Origin of the sequence: Clostridium sp. MT-14 (assembly GCF_042436595.1) — a bacterium.
Lineage (GTDB): Bacteria > Bacillota > Clostridia > Clostridiales > Clostridiaceae > Clostridium_B > Clostridium_B aromativorans.
The window spans coordinates 1-20175 of the sequence record NZ_JBHMIY010000039.1; the positions used below are offsets into that span (position 1 = coordinate 1).

The 20175-nt window shown below is 29.7% G+C and carries 18 protein-coding genes, 2 tRNA genes, 1 pseudogene, 1 riboswitch and 1 other annotated feature; of the genes and pseudogenes, 18 read left to right on the forward strand and 3 right to left on the reverse strand.

The features are described 5' to 3' along the window. The first annotated feature begins 129 nt into the window (after positions 1-129). The 14 genes and pseudogenes from ACFHWD_RS18120 (at position 130) to ACFHWD_RS18185 (ending at position 14421) form a co-directional block, all read left to right on the forward strand. Positions 130-633, forward strand: a complete 504-nt coding sequence (locus ACFHWD_RS18120) for an HD domain-containing protein (RefSeq protein WP_150358917.1) — start codon at positions 130-132, stop codon at positions 631-633. A gap of 126 nt (positions 634-759) precedes the next feature. Next, the gene (locus ACFHWD_RS18125; protein ID WP_150358916.1) at positions 760-1275 is read left to right on the forward strand and encodes a transcription repressor NadR; all 516 of its coding nucleotides are present in this window, start codon (positions 760-762) and stop codon (positions 1273-1275) included. 56 nt (positions 1276-1331) lie between these two features. Continuing rightward, on the forward strand, positions 1332-4046 hold the full coding sequence (locus ACFHWD_RS18130) for a UPF0182 family protein (RefSeq protein WP_378062841.1): 2715 nt from the start codon (positions 1332-1334) through the stop codon (positions 4044-4046). Positions 4047-4104: 58 nt separating this feature from the next. Continuing rightward, the gene (locus ACFHWD_RS18135) at positions 4105-5496 is read left to right on the forward strand and encodes an FAD-dependent oxidoreductase (RefSeq protein WP_179978609.1); all 1392 of its coding nucleotides are present in this window, start codon (positions 4105-4107) and stop codon (positions 5494-5496) included. Positions 5497-5514: 18 nt separating this feature from the next. Continuing rightward, entirely contained in the window at positions 5515-5880 is a 366-nt protein-coding gene (locus ACFHWD_RS18140) for a DUF1667 domain-containing protein (RefSeq protein ID WP_179978610.1), read from the forward strand. A 105-nt stretch (positions 5881-5985) separates the two neighbouring features. Then, positions 5986-6183 (forward strand) — a binding site (T-box leader). Positions 6184-6244: 61 nt separating this feature from the next. Next, positions 6245-7525 (forward strand): serine--tRNA ligase, encoded by a 1281-nt coding sequence (gene serS, locus ACFHWD_RS18145; protein ID WP_150359018.1) that lies wholly within the window; start codon positions 6245-6247, stop codon positions 7523-7525. 225 nt (positions 7526-7750) lie between these two features. After that, positions 7751-9151 (forward strand): amino acid permease, encoded by a 1401-nt coding sequence (locus ACFHWD_RS18150; protein WP_179978611.1) that lies wholly within the window; start codon positions 7751-7753, stop codon positions 9149-9151. Between the two features lie 29 nt (positions 9152-9180). After that, positions 9181-9876, forward strand: a pseudogene (locus ACFHWD_RS18155) (amino acid ABC transporter ATP-binding protein); the annotation flags it as partial. Then, positions 9877-10542, forward strand: coding sequence for an amino acid ABC transporter permease (locus ACFHWD_RS18160; RefSeq protein ID WP_179978612.1), 666 nt, complete (start codon positions 9877-9879; stop codon positions 10540-10542). A 51-nt stretch (positions 10543-10593) separates the two neighbouring features. Next, complete coding sequence (locus ACFHWD_RS18165) at positions 10594-11424, forward strand: transporter substrate-binding domain-containing protein (protein WP_150358461.1); 831 nt, start codon at positions 10594-10596, stop codon at positions 11422-11424. Between the two features lie 71 nt (positions 11425-11495). Next, a complete protein-coding gene (locus ACFHWD_RS18170; protein ID WP_378062842.1) occupies positions 11496-12659 on the forward strand; it encodes a MalY/PatB family protein in 1164 nt (387 codons plus the stop codon). 135 nt (positions 12660-12794) lie between these two features. Next, positions 12795-12885: transfer RNA gene (locus tag ACFHWD_RS18175), tRNA-Ser, on the forward strand. Between the two features lie 20 nt (positions 12886-12905). After that, positions 12906-12996, forward strand: a tRNA-Ser gene (locus ACFHWD_RS18180). A gap of 1011 nt (positions 12997-14007) precedes the next feature. Next, positions 14008-14421: a NusG domain II-containing protein gene (locus ACFHWD_RS18185; RefSeq protein WP_150358463.1), complete on the forward strand. Its 414-nt coding sequence runs from the start codon at positions 14008-14010 to the stop codon at positions 14419-14421. A 93-nt stretch (positions 14422-14514) separates the two neighbouring features. Here ACFHWD_RS18185 and ACFHWD_RS18190 read toward each other — a convergent pair whose 3' ends face one another. Continuing rightward, on the reverse strand, positions 14515-15210 hold the full coding sequence (locus ACFHWD_RS18190; RefSeq protein ID WP_179978614.1) for an acyl-ACP thioesterase domain-containing protein: 696 nt from the start codon (positions 15208-15210) through the stop codon (positions 14515-14517). A gap of 249 nt (positions 15211-15459) precedes the next feature. On the opposite strand from ACFHWD_RS18190, the gene ACFHWD_RS18195 reads away from it, so the two are divergent. Continuing rightward, positions 15460-16197, forward strand: a complete 738-nt coding sequence (locus ACFHWD_RS18195; RefSeq protein WP_326839097.1) for a hypothetical protein — start codon at positions 15460-15462, stop codon at positions 16195-16197. Positions 16198-16456: 259 nt separating this feature from the next. On the opposite strand, the gene ACFHWD_RS18200 is transcribed toward ACFHWD_RS18195, so the two are convergent. Continuing rightward, positions 16457-16741 (reverse strand): putative quinol monooxygenase, encoded by a 285-nt coding sequence (locus tag ACFHWD_RS18200; RefSeq protein ID WP_150358466.1) that lies wholly within the window; start codon positions 16739-16741, stop codon positions 16457-16459. A 497-nt stretch (positions 16742-17238) separates the two neighbouring features. On the opposite strand from ACFHWD_RS18200, the gene ACFHWD_RS18205 reads away from it, so the two are divergent. Genes ACFHWD_RS18205 through ACFHWD_RS18215 form a run of 3 tightly spaced genes read left to right on the forward strand, consistent with a single transcriptional unit; the run spans position 17239 to position 18680 of the window. Then, complete coding sequence (locus ACFHWD_RS18205; RefSeq protein WP_179978615.1) at positions 17239-17415, forward strand: hypothetical protein; 177 nt, start codon at positions 17239-17241, stop codon at positions 17413-17415. Beyond that, a complete protein-coding gene (locus ACFHWD_RS18210; protein ID WP_229982031.1) occupies positions 17415-17912 on the forward strand; it encodes a siphovirus Gp157 family protein in 498 nt (165 codons plus the stop codon). The genes ACFHWD_RS18205 and ACFHWD_RS18210 overlap by 1 nt, the downstream gene beginning before the upstream one ends. 15 nt (positions 17913-17927) lie before the next feature. Beyond that, entirely contained in the window at positions 17928-18680 is a 753-nt protein-coding gene (locus ACFHWD_RS18215) for a hypothetical protein (RefSeq protein WP_179978617.1), read from the forward strand. A 618-nt stretch (positions 18681-19298) separates the two neighbouring features. On the opposite strand, the gene ACFHWD_RS18220 is transcribed toward ACFHWD_RS18215, so the two are convergent. Further along, positions 19299-19715, reverse strand: coding sequence for a hypothetical protein (locus ACFHWD_RS18220; RefSeq protein ID WP_179978618.1), 417 nt, complete (start codon positions 19713-19715; stop codon positions 19299-19301). Positions 19716-20009: 294 nt separating this feature from the next. Continuing rightward, positions 20010-20140, forward strand: a riboswitch (FMN riboswitch). Positions 20141-20175 lie beyond the last annotated feature (35 nt).

The window sequence follows — 20175 nt, forward strand, 5'->3', positions numbered from 1 at the left end:
TTGCACGCAGAGGGTCAAGAGTTCGAATCTCTTTATCTCCACCATCTTAGTAAAAGGAATTACAAATTTGTAATTCCTTTTGTTTTTTTATAAATTAATTATTATAATAGAATTAAAGGTGATAAATAAATGCTATTTTGTTATAGAATAAAACAATTTTATTGGGCACTCACTGCTAAAATCAATAGAGATGATGATAGTTTTATAAAAAGTATCCTAAATATAAATGAATTAAAATTATTTAGTAAATTATCTATTCAGGAACAGAAACATTCGGTAAAAGTAGCCTATGACGTACAAAGTATTTGTAATGATAAATTCGATAAGGTAAATATAAATTTGCTATTAAAAGCAGCACTTTTACATGATATCGGTAAAATATATAAGGAGTTGAATATATTGGATAAGTCTATTTTAGTATTAGGAGATAGATTTTCTAAAGGTAAATTAAAGAAATTTTCTAATAATACAAAAATAAAAGTATATTATGAGCATGCTAAATTGGGAAAAGAATTATTAGAGAAAATAGAAAATAATAGTAGGTTACTTTATTTAGTAGAAAATCATCATGATGAAAAAATAAATGATGATTTAGAGCTTGATATACTTAGACATTGTGATAAAAATAATTAAAAGAATAATTTTAATTGTATTTTAAAAAGTTTCTTCTATTCGTCTATAAAGTTATTCCAAATTTTATGATATAATAGTAATGTAAGTATAGTTGATTATTTCAAAAATATACTATGGGAGGTTAGTATGAACTCAGCAGATAGAAGAGTATGTATTAAAGAAATCCTTGAAAAAAGTAATATACCTCAAAAAGGTCATGTTTTAGCTGAAAAGTTAGGTGTTACTAGACAGGTAATAGTTAAAGATATAGCAATTTTAAGGGCTGAAGGCAAAAGTATAATAGCTACTCCAGATGGATATTTAATTCCAAAAGCAGAGAAGGAAATGGTTAGAAAAGTAATTGCTGTTTCACATAAAACAAGCGAAATGGAAGATGAACTTAAAACTATAGTTAAATTTGGGGGAAAAGTAGAAGATGTTATAGTGGAACATCCTGTATATGGAGAGATAAAGGGAATGTTAATGATAAAAAATTTATATGATGTAGATAATTTTTTAGATAAAATAAATAAATATAAAGCTGAACCTTTATTAATATTAACAGGAGGTGTACATTTACATACTGTAATAGCTGATAATTATGATATATTGAAAAAGATAATAAATGAATTGAAGCTAAAAAAATATATAATTTCTGATTAAGTTATACTTTCTTTAATAAGTATAATTGATGATTATTTATAAAGAGGTGATTAAAATTGAAAAAAAAGAAACTGGCATTGGGTACGGTAATTTTGATTTTGGCCTTATGTATTATATTTTTAAATAATATTGTGAACTTTGTAATTAATATAGAATGGTTTAAAGAAGTAGGATATTTATCTGTTTATTTTACTAAGATTATTGCTATGTTTAAGCTTATAGTACCTTTATTCATAATAAGTTTTATAGGTATATGGTTGTATTATAAGAGCCTTCGGATAAGTATAATAAAGTATAGAAAAGTCGTTGAAGTGAATAGCAATAAAGATAAATTTGAAAGAAAAATAGTTTTAATTGTTGATCTAATTGCTTCATTTGTGGTTTCTTATATATTTGCAGCAACTTATTGGTATAGAACTTTACAATTTACAAATTCTGTACCTTTTAATATAAAAGATCCTCTTTTAAATTTAGATGTTTCTTTTTATGTATTTAGATTACCACTTATACGATCTCTATATAATGCATTTTTGAGTTTGGTAATATTTTTATGTTTAATAACACTATTTACATATTTTTTATTGAATATAAAAGACAGGTTTATTTTAAGAAGCTTAAAAAAAAGACCTGGTAAGATAGATATTTTAAATAGTGATATTACAAGATTTGCAGGGAAACAATTGGCAGTTTTAGCTGCTCTTATAATGATTTTTATATCGGTAGGATATGTTTTAAAGTGTATTGGACTTGTATATAGTGAAAATGGTGTGGCATTTGGGGCCAGTTATACTGATGTTCATGTAAGCTTGTTGTTTTATAAAATTATTGCAGTAGCGTCTATTATTGCAGCTATAGTTATATTCATAAGTATAATTAAATCTAGGTTTAAATATATTGTAATTTCAATAGCTGTAATAGCAATATTAGTTGTAGTTAAAAGTATATCATACTTTGTAGTACAAAATTTTATTGTAAAATCTAATCAGAAAACTTTAGAGCAGCCTTATATAAAATATGATATAGATTATACCCGTAAGGCATATAATATTGACAATATGGCAACTACTTCTTTTCAGGTAAAAAATGATTTGACTTCAGCAGATATAAAGAACAATATGGATACTATAGATAATATAAGAGTTAACTCCTTTGATCCAACTCTTGAATTTTATAACCAAGTTCAGATTATAAGGTATTATTATCAATTCAATAATATTGATGTGGATAGATACTATATAAATGGAAAATTCAATCAAGTATTTATAGGAGCAAGAGAAATAAATAGCAAGGCAATAGATCCTAATACATGGCAGAATAGGCACCTTGTATACACTCATGGTTACGGTATAGTAATGAATAAAGTAAATTCTGTAACCTCAGAAGGACAGCCTAATTTTGTCGTAAAGGATATGCCTCCGCAAAATTCTACAGATATAAAATTAGCTAATCCAAGGATATACTTTGGAGAGAAAACAGACGATTATGCAGTTGTAAATACTAAATTGGATGAGTTTGATTACCCAAAAGGAAGCGATAATGCAACTAATAACTATAATGGCACTGCTGGAATAAAGCTGGGAATAATCAACAGAATTTTGTTTGCCATAAATCAAAAGGATATAAATTTTCTTTTATCTAGGGATATAACTAAGGAAAGTAAAATATTGATAAATAGAAATATAAAAGATAGAGTTAATAAAATTGCACCGTTTTTAAATTATGAATCTGATCCATATATAATAATGAGTGGTGGTAAACTCTATTGGATCTTAGATGGTTATACATTCTCAAATGAATATCCTTTTTCACAGCCGCAAAATGGACTTAACTATATAAGGAATTCTGTAAAAGTTGTTATGAATGCTGAAAATGGAAATGTTAATTTTTATATCATGGATAAAAATGATCCTATAATTAAAAGTTATGCGAAAATATTTCCCGGGCTATTTAAAGATGTAAGTGAGTTGTCACAAGATATAGTTAAGCATTTTAAGTATCCTAAAGATCTATTTAATATTCAATGTAGCATACTTGGAAAATACCATGTAACAAATCCAGGAGTATTTTATAGTGGTGAGGATTTATGGGAAGTAGCCAGTAATCAAAAGGAAGTTAGTGGAGAAAAAAGTTTAATTGAATCACCTTATGTGGTTATGAGGCCCGCAGGTGCTTCAAAGGAAGAAATGATATTATTACAGTATTTCAATATGAGAGATAAGGATAATATGGTTGCTTTATTTGGCGCTAGAATGGATGGAGACAATTATGGAAAACTCATTCTTTATAAATTTCCGCCTGAAAAAACTATATACAGCCCTTATCTGTTTAAACAAAAATTAAATCAGGATACAACTATATCTCAGCAGTTGTCTCTTTGGAATAAAAATGGTTCTACAGTTCAATTTGGTGATACTATGATAGTTCCTATAAAAAATTCGTTGCTATATGTAGAGCCTATGTATTTAAGAGCTAATGGGAAAGATAGTATCCCTGAGATGAAAAGAGTTATAGTATCTTACGGGGATAAGATATTGTTAGCTCAAAGTATAGACGATGCCTTAAATCAAATATTTAATTATAATCAGGATTCTAGTAATGAAAGTATTGATAATTCTCAAAAGCAAACGACACCTTCCGTTAATAGTGATCAAATGAAAAGGGCAAAAACCTTATATGATAATGCAATAAGTGCACAAAAAAATGGAGATTGGGCAAAATATGGAGAAGATATTGAGGAACTTGGAAAAATAATAGATTCATTAAGTAAATAGAAATAGTGTTTTGGATTATAGAAGAATGTGTTTAGGTACTTTGAAAGGAAGATTTGACATGGATTATGATGTAATTATATTGGGTGGAGGAATAGTAGGATGTGCAGTTTCTTATGAACTTTCCAAATATAATTTAAATATAGCATTGATTGAAAAGGACTATGATATAGCTGATGATGTAGCACTTATAAATTCTTCTATAGTTTATGATGGATTAGAATGTGAAGATACATTATTGGCCAGATTAGAACTTATGGGTAACAAACTTATACCTGGCTTAGCATCTAAATTTAATATTTGTTTTAAAAAAAAGGGATATTTACTTGTTGCAAATAACCGGGAAAGTGAAAAAAGGTTGACTGAAATATATTGTACAGCTTTAAAAAGAGGAATAAAAAATATACATTTATTGAATCCTAAGGAAATTTATAAAGTAGAACCTGGATTGAATGAGAATATAAGAAAAGCTATTTATTCTGAAAATACGGGAATTATATCTCCTTATGATTTAGCAATCTCATATGGTGAAATTGCATTTGACAATGGGGTTAATTTTAAGTTAGGAGAAGAAGTTTTAGATATAGAAAATATATCGAAGGGATTTAAGGTGATAACTAATAAAAATAAGTTTACTTGTAATATGGTGTTAAATACAACTCCAAGAGAAAATTACAGTATAGATAGCCAAAATAAAATAAATAAGGATAGAAAATATTTAAAATATTTTCTTATAGATAAAAATACTAAAAAGGATTATAGAAATATAATTTCTACAGTTGAAGAAAATTGTGGGAAGATGTTTCTTATGCCTACTAGTCAGGATGGATTGTTAATAGGTATAAAAGATAATAAAAAGATAAGTTATGAAGGTGCTCTACAAAAAATTAAAGGATTTATAAAGGATATATCTGAACAGGATATTGAGAGCTCCTATGACTCTTTATTTTATAATGACTCTTTAATTATAGATGATAGTTTAATTGATAAGGGTTATATTAAAGTAATTGGCAAACATTATGGTCAAATTACAATGACTCCAGTAATTGCAAATATAGTATGTGAAACTATAGTGAATAATTTAAACTGTGTTCTAAAGAAGGATTTTGTAGATAGACGGAGGGAATTTTATAGATTTAGGGATTTATCTAATGATGATAGAAAAAAAATAATAAGATTGAATAAAAGTTATGGTAGGATAATATGTTATTGTGGAAAGATAACAGAGGGCGAAATAATAGATGCTATACGCAGACCTTTGGGGGCACGTACAGTAGAGGGTATAAAGAGAAGGACAGGTGCTGGATTTGGAAATTGTATGGGATCTCAGTGTCTTTGCAAAATTACATCTATTCTTTCCAGGGAAATAAATAAAGATATGATATATATAGTAAAGGATTCCAAAAACTCTAATATTGTTAAAGGTAGAATAAAGGAGTTTAATGAAATGTAATTATGGGGGAACTACAAGTTGATTAAAGAGGTTATTTGTAACAAGTGCGGTAAAAAGTGTATACTCAGTATAGATAAATGTGAAAATAATGTAGAAGTTGAGGGGAATTTATGTGATAAGGGAATAGAATATGCAAAATTGGAAATAGATAATAAAAGTGATATATTTACTACTCTTGTGAGAATAAAGGGATCTGACTATAATGTGGTTCCTGTAAAGAGCTCCAAGCCTATAGATAAAAGTTTATGGATAGAATGTTCTAAAGTTTTAAGTAGAATACATGTTGGAGCCCCTATAAAAATTGGCAGTATAGTATGTAAGAATATTTTAAATACAAGAGTAGATATAATTTGCACTAAAAATATTGATAAAAATGCTAAATAAATTTTAAAATTTATTTTATGACTTTTGATGTAACGGTCATATAAATATGTCTATGGATTTAAATATTTAATTTATTGACATTATAAGTCTATGTATATATAATTGAAGTGGTCAATGAAAAGGTTAGTAGCTTTATAGTGATTTAAGAGAATCAGTGGTTGGTGAAAACTGGTTATTATTATACTGTGAATCCACCTTGGAGATACTGTTAAAAGCAGTTCGGTGATACCGTTATAATCTTAAAGAGAGTCAATATGTTATTGGCTAATTAGGGTGGCAACACGGAATCTTTTCGTCCCTTTGGGGTAAAAAGATTCTTTTTTTATATATAAAATTACATATATCACTGAGGAGGATTATAATTATGTTGGATTTAAAAAAGATAAGAAACAATCCAGAGGAGATAAAAAAACAACTTACAAATAGGGGAGAAGATTTTGATTTATCAGATATTGATAAAGTAGTATCACTAGATGAAAAAAGGAGACAAATTTTAGTTGAAGTAGAATCGTTGAAAAATAAAAGAAATCAGGATTCATCAGAAATAGCTAAAATAAAAAGAAATGGTGGAAATGCTGATACTTTAGTAAGTGAGATGAAAGAAGTTTCGGATAAGATAAAAGGGTATGATGTACAGTTATCAGAAGTCAATGATAAAATAGAATATATAATGCTTAGAATACCTAATATTCCAAATCCTGCAGTTCCAGAAGGTAAAACAGATGAAGATAATGTTGAAATTAGAAGATGGTCAGAGCCTACTAAATTTGACTTTAAGCCTAAGGCTCATTGGGATATAGGTACAGATTTGAATATACTTGATTTTGAAAGAGGAGGTAAAGTATCAGGATCAAGATTTACATTTTATAGAGGAATAGGAGCAAAGCTTGAAAGAGCTGTAATAACATATTATTTGGATTTTCATACTGAAAAACATGGATATGAAGAATTATTCCCTCCTTATATGGTAAATAGAAATAGCATGATAGGTACAGGTCAGCTTCCCAAATTTGAAGAAGATGCTTTTAGAGTATCTAATAATGATTTTTTCTTGATTCCGACTGCTGAAGTTCCAGTAACTAATTTTTATAGAAACGAAGTGCTAAGAGGGGAAGATTTACCTATAAAGCACGTTGCATATAGTGCATGTTTTAGAGCTGAGGCTGGTTCGGCAGGTAGAGATACAAGGGGAATTATAAGGCAGCATCAATTTAATAAAGTGGAAATGGTTAAATTTACAAAACCTGAACAGTCCTATGAAGAACTTGAGAAATTAACTAATGATGCGGAGGATGTTCTTAAAGGTCTTAAACTTCCTTATAGGGTAGTTAGAATATGTAAGGGTGATTTAGGATTTACAGCGGCACTTAAGTATGATATAGAAGTCTGGATGCCAAGTTATAATAGATATGTTGAGATATCAAGCTGTAGTAATATGGAGGATTTCCAGGCAAGGCGTGCTAATATAAAGTATAAAGATACACCGAAAGACAAACCAAAATATGTTCATACATTAAATGGTTCTGGAGTAGCAGTAGGAAGAACAGTTGCGGCTATTTTGGAAAACTACCAACAGGCAGATGGAAGTGTTGTAATTCCTGAATTATTGAGACCATACATGGGTGGAAAAGAAGTTATCAAATAGAATAATAATTGTTTAAAGGGCAGTAACTTTTTTATTTATAAAAAGTTGCTGCCTTTCTATTTAATTTTTAAAATTTAAAATATATTAAATAAATATTGTTTTAATAAACTTACAATTATAGTATAATAATAAAATGTCTTTCAAATAAAGAGCTATAGTAAAATTATTTAAATTAGAGGTATTGTAATAATTCTTCTATTAAAATTGAGGAGATTGATGTATATTATGCATTTATTTAGAAAAAAAAGTTTGAATGATTTTGAAAATGCAGTTTCCAAAACCAATCTAAAAAAAGGATTAAATTCTTTTGATATAGCATCTATGGGAATTGGATCTGTAGTGGGTACTGGCATATTTGTCGCAACCGGACAAGGTGCCCATATAGCAGGACCAGCAATAATAATATCTTATGTAATAGCGGCAATAACAGCTGTACTATGTGCTCTTACTTATGCAGAACTTGCCACCATGTTTCCGGTTTCAGGTAGTACATATTCTTATTGCTACATAGCTTTTGGTGAAATAATAGCTTGGATTTTGGCCTGGAATTTAATACTTGAATATCTTGTAGTTGCAGCTACTATTGCTACAGGTTGGTCTTCTACATTTGTGGGAGCTTTAGCTACATATAATATACATATACCTGAAATGATTACAAAGTCTCCATTATCTGGTGGCATAGTAGATTTACCTGCTGTTCTGGTTGTAGCACTTATAACATGGATTTTATATATTGGCGTGTCGGAAAGTGCAAAGGTAAATAATATTATAGTTGCTGTAAAAATAGCTGTAATAGCTATTTTTATATTAGTTGGAATAGCTCATGTAAATATATCTAATTATCATCCTTTTGCTCCCTTCGGATTTAAAGGGGTAATGTCGGCAGCTTCAATTATATTCTTTGCATTTATTGGATTTGATGCGGTTTCTACTGCAGCGGAAGAAACTGCTAATCCTAAAAGAGATATTCCATTAGGATTGGGTATCTGTATGGTTATAATTGTTATATTGTATATAGGTGTCTCACTAGTTCTTACAGGAATAGTACCATATAAATTAATAGATATAAATAATGCACTTCCAGCTTCTCTGTCATATGTTGGAATAAATTGGGGATCTGCTCTAATAGCTGTAGGAGCTATTGTAGGAATGATTTCAACTCTTTTAGTAACAGTATATGGTCAGGTTAGAATATTCATGAGTATGTCTAGGGATGGTTTATTACCTAAATGCTTTGCATCAATATCTGATACTCACAGTACACCAGCTTGCTGTACTTTAATAACAGGAGCTGCAACGGCTGTCATAGGGGGTTTTTTGCCACTTTCAGTACTCATTGAATTATGTAATATAGGGACTCTATCTGCTTTTTTAGCGGTATCTATAGGAGTTATTGTTTTAAGAAAAACTATGCCTGACATTGAAAGAAAGTTTAGATGTCCGGGAGTACCTTTTACCCCGATATTAACTATATTTTTTTGCTTATACCTTATGATAAACTTACCAATGGTCACATGGATTAGGTTTCTAGTGTGGACAATAGCTGGAATATCCATTTATTTTTTATATGGGGCAAAGCATAGTACATTAAATGAGACTTCTAATATAGAAAATAGGAGTGTTTAATAGTTAATGTGTTAATTATTTTATAATAAAATATTGAAATAGACAAGGGAGAAGTTGTGGTATTAATTGGTCCTTCAGGGACAGGTAAATCTACATTTCTCCGTTGTCTTAATTTTTTAGTTAGACCTACAGAAGGTAGAATTACAATTGATGGATTTACAGTAAATGCTAAAATAGCTTCTAGAAAAGATATTTATCAATTGAGACTGAAAACATCAATGGTTTTCCAGAATTATAATTTGCTTAAGAATAAAACCGCTTTACGAAATATTATGGAACCTATGGTTACAGTACAAAAGAAAAGTAAGGACAAGGCTGAAAAAATAGCTCTTGATTTGATTAAAAAGGTAGGGCTTTTAGAAAAAAAAGATGCATATCCTAAGGAGATGTCAGGTGGACAACAGCAGAGGATAGGGATTGCCAGAGCTATGGCTGTAAATGCAAATGTTATGTTATTTGATGAACCTACATCTTCTCTGGATCCTGAATTAGTTGGAGAAGTTCTAACTGTAATTAAACAATTGGCTGTAGAAAGTAATAAAACAATGCTAATAGTGACCCATGAGATGAAATTTGCCAGGGAAGTTGCAGATAGAATAGTTTTTTTGGAAGATGGATGCATTGCAGGAATGGGAACTCCTCAAGAAATATTTGAAAATTGTACAAATGAACGAATTAGAAAGTTTGTTAATACAGTAAGTTCAAATATTATGGAGGGTAAATAAATGAATTTTGATTTTAAATGGTTTATTAACTTATTTCCGATTGTCCTACCTTCATTAAAATTGACAATTGAGATGTCTTTGATATCTTTATTATTTACATTGATGCTGTCTATTATAATCTCTATTATCAGGTATTATAAAGTATGGGGATTGTCTCAAATTTTTGGTATTTATATTACATTTTTTAGAGCTACACCATTGGTGGCACAGCTGTTTATATTATATTTTGGATTTCCATCTATAATCCCGGCTTTGAAATCCATGACGGCGTTTCAAGCTACTGTAATTGCTCTTACGTTAAATACAGCTTCTTTTATGGCAGAAACGTTGAGGGCAGCTATTGAATCTGTTGAAAAAGGACAACTTGAGGCTTGCTATTCTATGGGAATGACAAAATATCAGACAATGATACGAGTTGTTCTACCTCAAGCATTTGTTGTAGCGCTGCCATCTCTTGGAAACCAGTTTATAGGCATAATTAAAGGAACTGCACTTGGGTTTACAGTAGGACTTGCTGATATAATGGCAAAAGCCAAGATGGAAGCAGCATTAAGTCTGCGTTTTTTTGAAGCATACTTATGTGTGACACTGATTTATCTGGTAATTGTAGTTTTTATGGAAAAACTTCAGGGACTATTGGAAAGAAAAATTCAAAAATTCTGTTAAAAGGTATAATTTTAAATTTATATAAATAATATTAAAACTTAGGAGGAAAATATGAAAAAAATACTTTTAACTGTAATATCCATATGTGTGATTTTTGGTATGACTGCATGTGGAAATAATCAAAAAAATTCACAAAAACAAGATGAATCTAGCACATCTACTGAAATTGTGGTAGCATCCGGTTCATCGTCAGTTCCAAATTCCTATGTAGAAAATGGAGTACATAAGGGACAGGAAGTGGATATTTGGAATGCCATTTCTAAAAAGACCGGACTTAAGGTTAAATTTATAACGGGAGATTTTGATACTTTATTTGGATATCTGGATTCAGGTAAAGCTGACACTGTGGGGAACACCATTACAATCAATGCCAAGAGGAGAGATAAATATAATTTTTCAGAACCATATGCCTATATTCCTGAAAAATTGGTTGTTCATTCAAATAGGACAGATATTAAAAAATTAAAGGATATCGCAGGAATGACCTGTGGGTTTTCATCAGGATCAAATGGAGGCAATTTGTTTCAACAAATTGCAAAAGACCAGGGAATAAAGATAAATTTAGTAACGTATGATAGTTCTGAATTATTAAATGAAGCTTTCAGACAGGGAAAAGTTGATGTGATGATTGTGGCGGCTGGTGAAGCGGCGTATAAAATTAAAAATAAAGTTATTGATGCCAGAATGGTTGAGGAAAATGTTATGGTTGGAGCTAAAGCTTATCCTTTTGTAAAAGGAGATAAAAAATCGGAAGAGTTGAATAAAGTTGTTACCAAGGCGATTAAAGAGATGCAGAAAGACGGTACACTGAAAAAGATATATAATAAATGGTATGGAATGGATTTTAGTCAAAAGCCGGCTAATGAAAAGATAGCAGATTAATTTTATAGTCTTTTAAATTGAAAGTGTAGTTGTTAATCTTTTTGAGAAAGATGATGTGGAGGTGAATTAAAATGTTAAAGTATGTTGACAGAAGGAAGACGGACAGTTCTAAATGGGATGGACTAAAAGCTGTGTTTGGATCTGAGGAGCTGCTTCCTCTGTGGGTAGCGGATATGGATTTTAGAGTATGTGATTGTGTGCTTAAAAAGCTTGATGAATATTTAAAACTTGGAGTTTTAGGCTATTATATAGAGCCTAAGGAATATAAAGAATCTTTTATAAAATGGGAGCAAACTTACCATAATTATAGGGTTCATGAAGATTGGATCAGGTATTCTCCTGGTGTGGTTCCTGCTATTAATTGGCTCATTCAGATATTAACGGAAAAGAATGATGCAGTTATAGTATTGACGCCAGTTTATTATCCTTTCCTGGATGCAATTAAGAATAATAAAAGAAAATTAATAGAAAGTGACTTAATTAACAGCTCAGGAAAATATACTATTGATTTCTCAGATTTTGAAAATAAAATTGCAAAAAATAATGTAAAGTTGTTTTTGCTCTGTTCGCCCCATAATCCAGTGGGAAGAGTATGGAAGAAAGATGAACTGAAAAAACTTATGGATATATGTGAAAAATATAAGGTAAGAGTAATTTCAGATGAAATTCATCAGGATATTATAATAGGACAAAACCTTCATATTTCAACTGCAAGCATTGGCGATTATGATTCCATGCTTGTTACTCTTACTGCTGCCACTAAAACTTTTAATCTTGCTTCTTGTAAAAATTCTTTTGTTATCATACCTGATTTTGATATTCGAAAGAATTTTGATAATTTTGTAAAATGTATCAGAATTTCAGGTGGAAATGCGTTTGGGTATATTGCAGTCCAAAGTGCCTATGAAGGGGGAAGGCCCTGGCTGGAGGAAGTGCTGCAGCAGATCAGGGAAAATTACCTGTATGTAAAAGAAACTTTAGAAAAAGAATTGCCTCTTGTAGAGATATCACCCTTGGAGGGAACCTATCTGGTGTGGATTAATTTGGGAAACTATATAAAAGGAAAAGATATGGAAGGTTTTATAAAAGAGAGATGCAAACTGGCCTTTGATTTTGGAGAATGGTTTGGCGGAGAACGTTTTAATAATTACATAAGGATGAATATTGCCACTTCAAAAGAAAATATAACTAAAGCCCTTGAAAGAATTGTAGGAGAGATCAATGAAATTATATAAATAAAATTTTAAGTGACATTATCACATGCCAGTAGAATTTTGAACTTTGGGTTGACAGTGAATATATATCGTGCTATATTATATTAGTAACCGCAAGGAATATGGAAGCAAAAGTTAATTAAGATAACTTTATGCGGAAAGATGGTCGAGTTGGTTTAAGGCACCGGTCTTGAAAACCGGCGTACGGGTGACCGTACCAAGGGTTCGAATCCCTTTCTTTCCGCCATATATTATAATGTAGGGCATGGAGAAATACTCAAGTGGCTGAAGAGGCGCCCCTGCTAAGGGCGTAGGTCGGGTGACCGGCGCGAGGGTTCAAATCCCTCTTTCTCCGCCATAGGCTTTATTAAGGTGCATTGAGCTTCATGAATGACATAAAATCAATGGTTTAGAGAAATGGCGTATCATTAAGAGTTATTAAAAGTTACTACAATTGTAGTACTAACTGTAGTAAAAATTGTAGTAAAATAAATGTAGTCAATCAAGGAAGTTATCCAGTAAACTGGTTGCTTCTTTTTTTTTCGTTCTTCAGATCATTTAAAAAATCTCTATTCACAAAATACTAGATCCATTTTTTTATATTTTTTAGGGTTTTTAATTTTTTCTTTTAAAATTCTTTAGTAATATGTAAAATTGTAATTAAGTTAAGACAGTACCCTCTTTGAGTGATACCACTAAGCTTCTTAATGATGCTAAACTGACGAGATAAATTTTTTATAAATGATTTTAAGGTAATTTTAATAATTCAAAGGTAATATCATTTTAAAGGACATTCCTTTTGAGTAAGAACAATAATTACATTAGTGTCTGTGGTTGCAGGGCACGTTAAATTTAAATGCAACCACCATAAGGTTCTTTGTAAAAGTTGGTCTTCCTTAATTATTTTAAAATGTTTACAAATAGTTTATTGAAAGTATAAGTATAGTTTGATAGCATATATTATAAGAGCTTAATAAAAAGAGAACCATTACCAGACACCCGGATGAACTGATCCCCATAAGTTAGACCTAAAAATCTAACTTATGGGAGGTCAGTTTTTTATGGCAAAATATAGTTACCAATTAAAAAAAGAAGTTGTCAATGCAGGCGAGAGGTGTGGAAAGAGAAATCTGTTATCAATTCAAAAATACTNGGCAAAATATAGTTACCAATTAAAAAAAGAAGTTGTCAATGCAGGCGAGAGGTGTGGAAAGAGAAATCTGTTATCAATTCAAAAATACTAAGAGTTATTGATAAAATACATTAGGTCATTCATTTGGCCTAGAGTTTATTTTTATTACAATTGAATATTTTTAGATATACTTTATAATAGAATTAATTGTATAATTAATATGAAAAGGAGTTATATATGAAAAAAGGAGATAAAATTGTTATTGTATTTATAAGCATATTGATTATTATAAGTTTGATAGGAGTTTATGTATATAAAAGTCGTTTGGATGGCTTAAATAAAATAGCAGTTATAAAAGAAAATGGTAAAATAGTAAGAACTATTGATCTGAATTCTGTACAAAATGCTTATGAGTTTACTATAAAATATGGCAAGTCTGGCTTTAATAAAATTAGGGTGGAGAAAGGCAAAATACGTATTTCTGATTCAAATAGTCCTAGAAAAATAGGAATGAAGATGGGCTGGATATCACAACCAGGAGAGAATGTCATATGCATTCCGTATAAACTTATAGTTGAAATAGAAGGTAAAGATCCAAGGCTAAATAATGTAGATGCTATTGCAGGACAACCAGCTGATTTACAGAGATAGAAAACTATTAATATCCAAACTATTAATTTTTTACAAATAAGTTAGGGGTTTTTTCTTTTATTTACTATCAGTGCAATTTCGTATTTTTAAGGTTCACTCTAAAATAATTTGGATTTTAGCTAGAAGTTGTTTTTGATTCATAAATTTGTAAAAGACTTTATGATCCACTAATTCACGGGCAATGTCTAGTATCATTCCTTCTTTGGCTGGTTTTACATAATTGACGGTGATTTCTTTGATTTGGTTAACCCGTTCAGAGATTAAATCTAGGTAACGGGCATTATTCATATGATTATAGTTATCAATGTCCCGCCCTAAAACAGTATACTGCTGCATTTTTGCATTTGCAGTCAACGGTGGCTGAACTTTATTTCGCAAAATAGGGCATTTTATATTTTGATCAATAATTTTGGATGCTGGAAAATCCTTTGGTAGACTAGCTAATTTACCAGTTAAGAGATCAACAGCAAAAGCATTTTCTATTTGTGTAGCTAACAAGTTATTTATATTATTAAAAATTTTAACTAATCGTGTAAATTTTCTTCTATTAGCATTGGTAATGAAAGACTGAATAATTAGTTTATCAGATAAAAATGTTGGCTTCAAAATTTGAACTTTTTGATCAGACACAAAAAAGCCAATGTTGGCATTTAGTTTAGGTAACTTCTGCAAAATTGATTGCGTATGTATCCATCCAATATCTTGAAATTTATCAATCAAGGCCCCTAACTTTATTTCAGCATTATAGCCAACCTCTGATAAAAAAACTTCACTTTGACGTTCTAACATCGTGAAATATCCTCCTAAAGCATTATAGATTGTAGTATTCATGGATAATTGTACACCTATAGATATAAAATATCTATATAAGGAGAATTGGAATTAATATTAACAATCTTTATTAGGATCCTTTATCTTCCTAATCTAAATTATTGATTTTTTACAAGCATATGGTAGAATATAAAAGTAAGTAGTATTTCTTAATAAGACAAAAAATACTATTAACAATTCTAAATTAACAACAAGCAATTTAAAATTATTGGAAGCGAAGCACATTCCTTATATCCTGACGAAGTAAAATACCTTTTTTGTAAACAAATTGAAGAAGCTGATATAATTGTGTTAAACAAAATTGACCTAATGTCACAGCAGGAGCTTGTTATCGTTGAGAATATCATCAAAAAGAATTTTCCTGAAAAGCAATTAATAGAAATTTCAGCAAAAGAAAATATCAATATGAATTTATGGTTAGAGAAGATTGAGAAAACAAAGCATAAAGATAATTTTACTATGGATGTGAATTATCAAACTTATGGTAGGGCAGAAGCATATCTTGGTTGGCTGAATACTTCTACAGAGCTTTCTTCTTCAGAAGAATTTGATATTAGTGCTTTTATAAGAGATTTTATAGAAGTTTTGAAGAATAAATTTAATAATGAGAAACTTGAAATTGCCCATTTGAAAATATACGGAGTTTCTAATAATAAATATGTTAAAGTAAGTCTTACTGGGCTATCAGATGATATTAATTTTAGTGGACAGGTTCCATTAATAGATAATAAAGCAAATATTATAATTAATGCAAGAATAAATGTTAGTCCAAGAAAGCTAGAGAATTATGTAATTAGTAAGTTAAATAAATTTTCTGCTAAAAAGAGTATAACTCCTAAAAATATAAAAACTGAATGTTTTATGCCAGAGCAACCCAATCCAAAATACAGGATGTCAAGTGAAGACGCAAAAAAATCTTTACTTACAAGGAAAAATATATTTTAATATAAAATACAATTTTTAGATTATGGACCAATAAAAAGATAAAGAAAAGCTCTGGTGAATCCAAGGTTTTCACAATAATTTATTTACATAATTAAGTAGAAACTCCAGTTGAATTTTAACTGAAGTTTCTTTAATATTTATTAAAATTAATTGATAACAAGGAAGTTATCCAGTAAACTCTGGTTGCTTCCTTTTTTTATTTCTGCTTTTCCAATCAGCAGTGATGTCATTTCTTTGATGTTAGAAGGGAGATTAACTCCTATAGTTCTCTGTAAGTGTTGATTTCGCTTTTGCTTACACGAAGCTCAGCTAGTAAAGGAACTATTCTTTTAAAATGTTCACTATTATTATGTTCCTGAATTGCCCGGGCATTTTTCCATTGTTCCATAAATGTAAGTATCGAGGAGTCATTTATTTCTTCAAATATTTTATATGAAATGCAGCCATTTTCTTTTCTACTTTTTTCAATTAATTCTTTTGCTAGTTTAAGATATTTTTCTTTTTCTCCCTTTTTAATTATACTTTTTGCCACTATTGTTATCATAAATACACTTCCTTCTTATATATGTAAATATTAAATTTATACTTGATTAATTCACTTTATAATTATATTTTAACATAGGTTGCGTTAAAGTCTCAATCAATAACTTAAAATTGGAAATTGGCTTGACAATATGGGTTATAGAGGATTTTATAAAATTTGATTATCAATTAGAAGTAAGAAAAATATGGAATTAATAATACCAAAAGATAAATAATGAAGTTCTTAACTCCGGAAGTATTGACAATGGTAGCATTCGGATAAATGGAAGAAATAAATAAGTATAGACATATTAAAAACCATTTAAAATAGAATTAAAGGCATATAAAAAATAAGTATACCTTTTAAAGGAGCCATGAAAATGGGAAATAAAACCAAAATAAGATTTCAAAGCATAGAGCAAAGAAATAAACAATTGAAAGCATTCAAAACTATAAGATACACAATAGATAAGAAAGACCCTTTAGTTGTATGGATAATTTTTTAAAGGAGGGATAAACATGTTGCCGGAATGCTGCTATGAATATAGATATGAAGACCCAAAGGCTAAAATATTTACCGTTTGTGATGTGTGTGGCGAAGCTATTTACGTGGGAGATAGCTATTATAGAATTGAGAATTTAGATGTTTGTAATGATTGTATAAATACCTTTAAAGTATTAGCAGAGGAGGAATGATGGTGGCAAAACTGTATGAGATATCTGAAAGATATAAGAACTTGGATGAATTACTGGATAATCCAGACTTGGAAAATGTAAAAGAGGATATAGAGAAATCTTTGAACAAAATAGATGAAGAATTTGATGTTAAAGCCGAAAATATTGCAAAAGTTATAAAATCAAAGGAAGTTGATTCTAAAGGACTAGATGAAGAGATAAAAAGATTACAGGCTAGAAAAAAAGCTGTAGAACATCAGATAGATAGCTTAAAAGACTATTTATTTGAGCACATGCGGATGCTAAAAAAGCAAAAAATAAAAGGTAGCTTATTTACTCTTTCAATTAGAAAAAATGTACCTGCTGTGAATATAACAGATGAAGAAACCATTCCGGAAAAATATAGGATACCTCAACCAGATAAATTGGACAAAGTAGCCATATTGGAAAATTTAAAAAAAGGGATAGAGATAGATGGAGCTGAAATTAAGCAAACTATGAGCTTAAGTATTAGATAGGAGGTGTAATAAATTATGAATGAAGAAGTAAGGCTTTTAAAAACAGATGAAATTGAGGTAAGGGTACAAAGCTTAAAAAAGACCACAAATGGTGCAGCATGTATTTTATTACTATACAAAGATGCAAGAGTTGATATGCGAATACTTGATGAAACTTTTGGTATAACAGGATGGAGAAGAACGCATGAACTTATAAATGGCAGATTATTTTGTAATATAGATATATGGGATGATGAAAAGAAACAGTGGGTCAGAAAACAAGATGTTGGAGTTGAAAGCTATACAGAGAAAGAAAAAGGCCAGGCTAGTGACAGTTTTAAAAGAGCAGGATTTAATATTGGAATAGGAAGAGAACTTTATACAGCTCCCTTTATATGGGTCAGCTTACAGCGGGGAGAATTTGACGAAAGAGATGGCAAATTAATTTTATCACCAAAAGTACGCTTTAAAGTTAAGTCAATAGGCTATAGTAAAAACAGGGAAATTAATAAACTGGAGATTCAAGATAATTATTATAGAGTAAGATATTCTTTAGGTAAATTGATGAATGAGCAGAATAGAACAATTGTCACGGATAATAAGAATACTGTCAATAATAACGAAAATATGCAAAATAAATCAAGCAAAAGCGAATTGCTCTGTGAAAATTGTGGAAATGTCATATCTGAAAAAGTAGCAAACTATAGTGCTCAAAAGTTTGGAAAAATGTTATGCATGAATTGTCAAAAAAATGTAAAAAATGCCAGAGAGTTAAGTGTTACTAGATAAACTAGCGGTTATTTTGATATATCGATCATTGATAAAATTTAAAATTGTTCTTCTAATTGTATTGTAAAATAAGTGCCTATAACTTAGGTGCTTATTTTATATTGTTTACAAATAGTTTATTAATATGAAATTAAGATGTAACAAATGTTTTATATAATTATATATAACCTAGGGAAATACCCCCCTTAGTTGTGAAGTATCCTATTTTGAACTATGAATATAGATTAGTGTCTATGGTTGCAGGACACAGTAAACTTAAATGCAACCACCAATAGATTCTTTATAAAATTGATCTCCCTTAGCGTTTATATCGCAAAATAAGTACCCATCATTTAGGGTGCTTATTTTGCATGATTAAATTTATATTAGATTAGCAGGAAATTTAAAGCTCATAAAGAATAATTTAAAAAACATATTAGTAAAAAAAGAGAGAAGATAAATGAAATGGTAAATTGAATGGAACGTTCCAAAGCAAAAAAGAATAATATAAATAAAAAGCCATAGCTTCAAGAAGTTACTGAGATATTAAATTCAGAACTTACTGACAAGCAAAGGCTTTTTTTGAATTTATTATTATAATGAATTTATACCTTGAAGTAAATTGCTTATAATCTCAAATTAAGCTTTATTAACGTTAATTTCTTCTGCAAATTCAATTTGTTCAGTTGTTTTTGTATTTTCTAGATGATCAGCATTTTGTTCTGCGGTATTTTCTTCAACAGTACCCCCTTTTAACAATGTCAAGCATTTTGAAATCTTTTTATTGACTATTCCCACGCCTAATAGAACAATTGCAATGCCTCCATATACAGCGATTGGTTCAAATATTCCTGGAAGCAGTTGGGATGGTATTAATTGTTTGACAACATCAGCATAAGAATATCCCTGGGCTACGTAATTGTTAACAGTACTTCTAAAGAAGAGTATATTATTAACTAATAATGCAATCCCAATAAGTGCTATAACTAAAGAAACAGCATAGAAAACAACTGAAGCAGAAAATTTTCTTGAGTTTTTTTTATATTTAATTTTCATAATAAATTATCTCCATTTCTATATTATATTCTTATATATATATTAATAATAATGCATGATTATTTCATTTAAGTGTCAACATTGTTAATAATTTATAACTGATAAAGCAATTTTCTGTGAATATCCAAGTACTTTTATTCCAATTTGTAAAAATCGTACAGGATGAAAAAATTAAAATTTTGTTTGTAGAAATTTATATCTTTACAAATAGTTCAATTAGTATATAATTATAAATATAAATCTGTTTTAATATTGAGTTTTTAATAAATTTGAGTTTTGATAAAAGTTAATAATGAAGATCTTCAGGGCAGGGTGAAATTCCCGATCGGCGGTATAGTCCGCGAGCGCGTGAACGCAGGTGTGAAAGCACAGGACTTGGTGAAATCCCAAGACCGACAGTAAAGTCTGGATGGAAGAAGATATATTTTGTTTGATCTGAAATGTTTTCAATTTCAGAGTC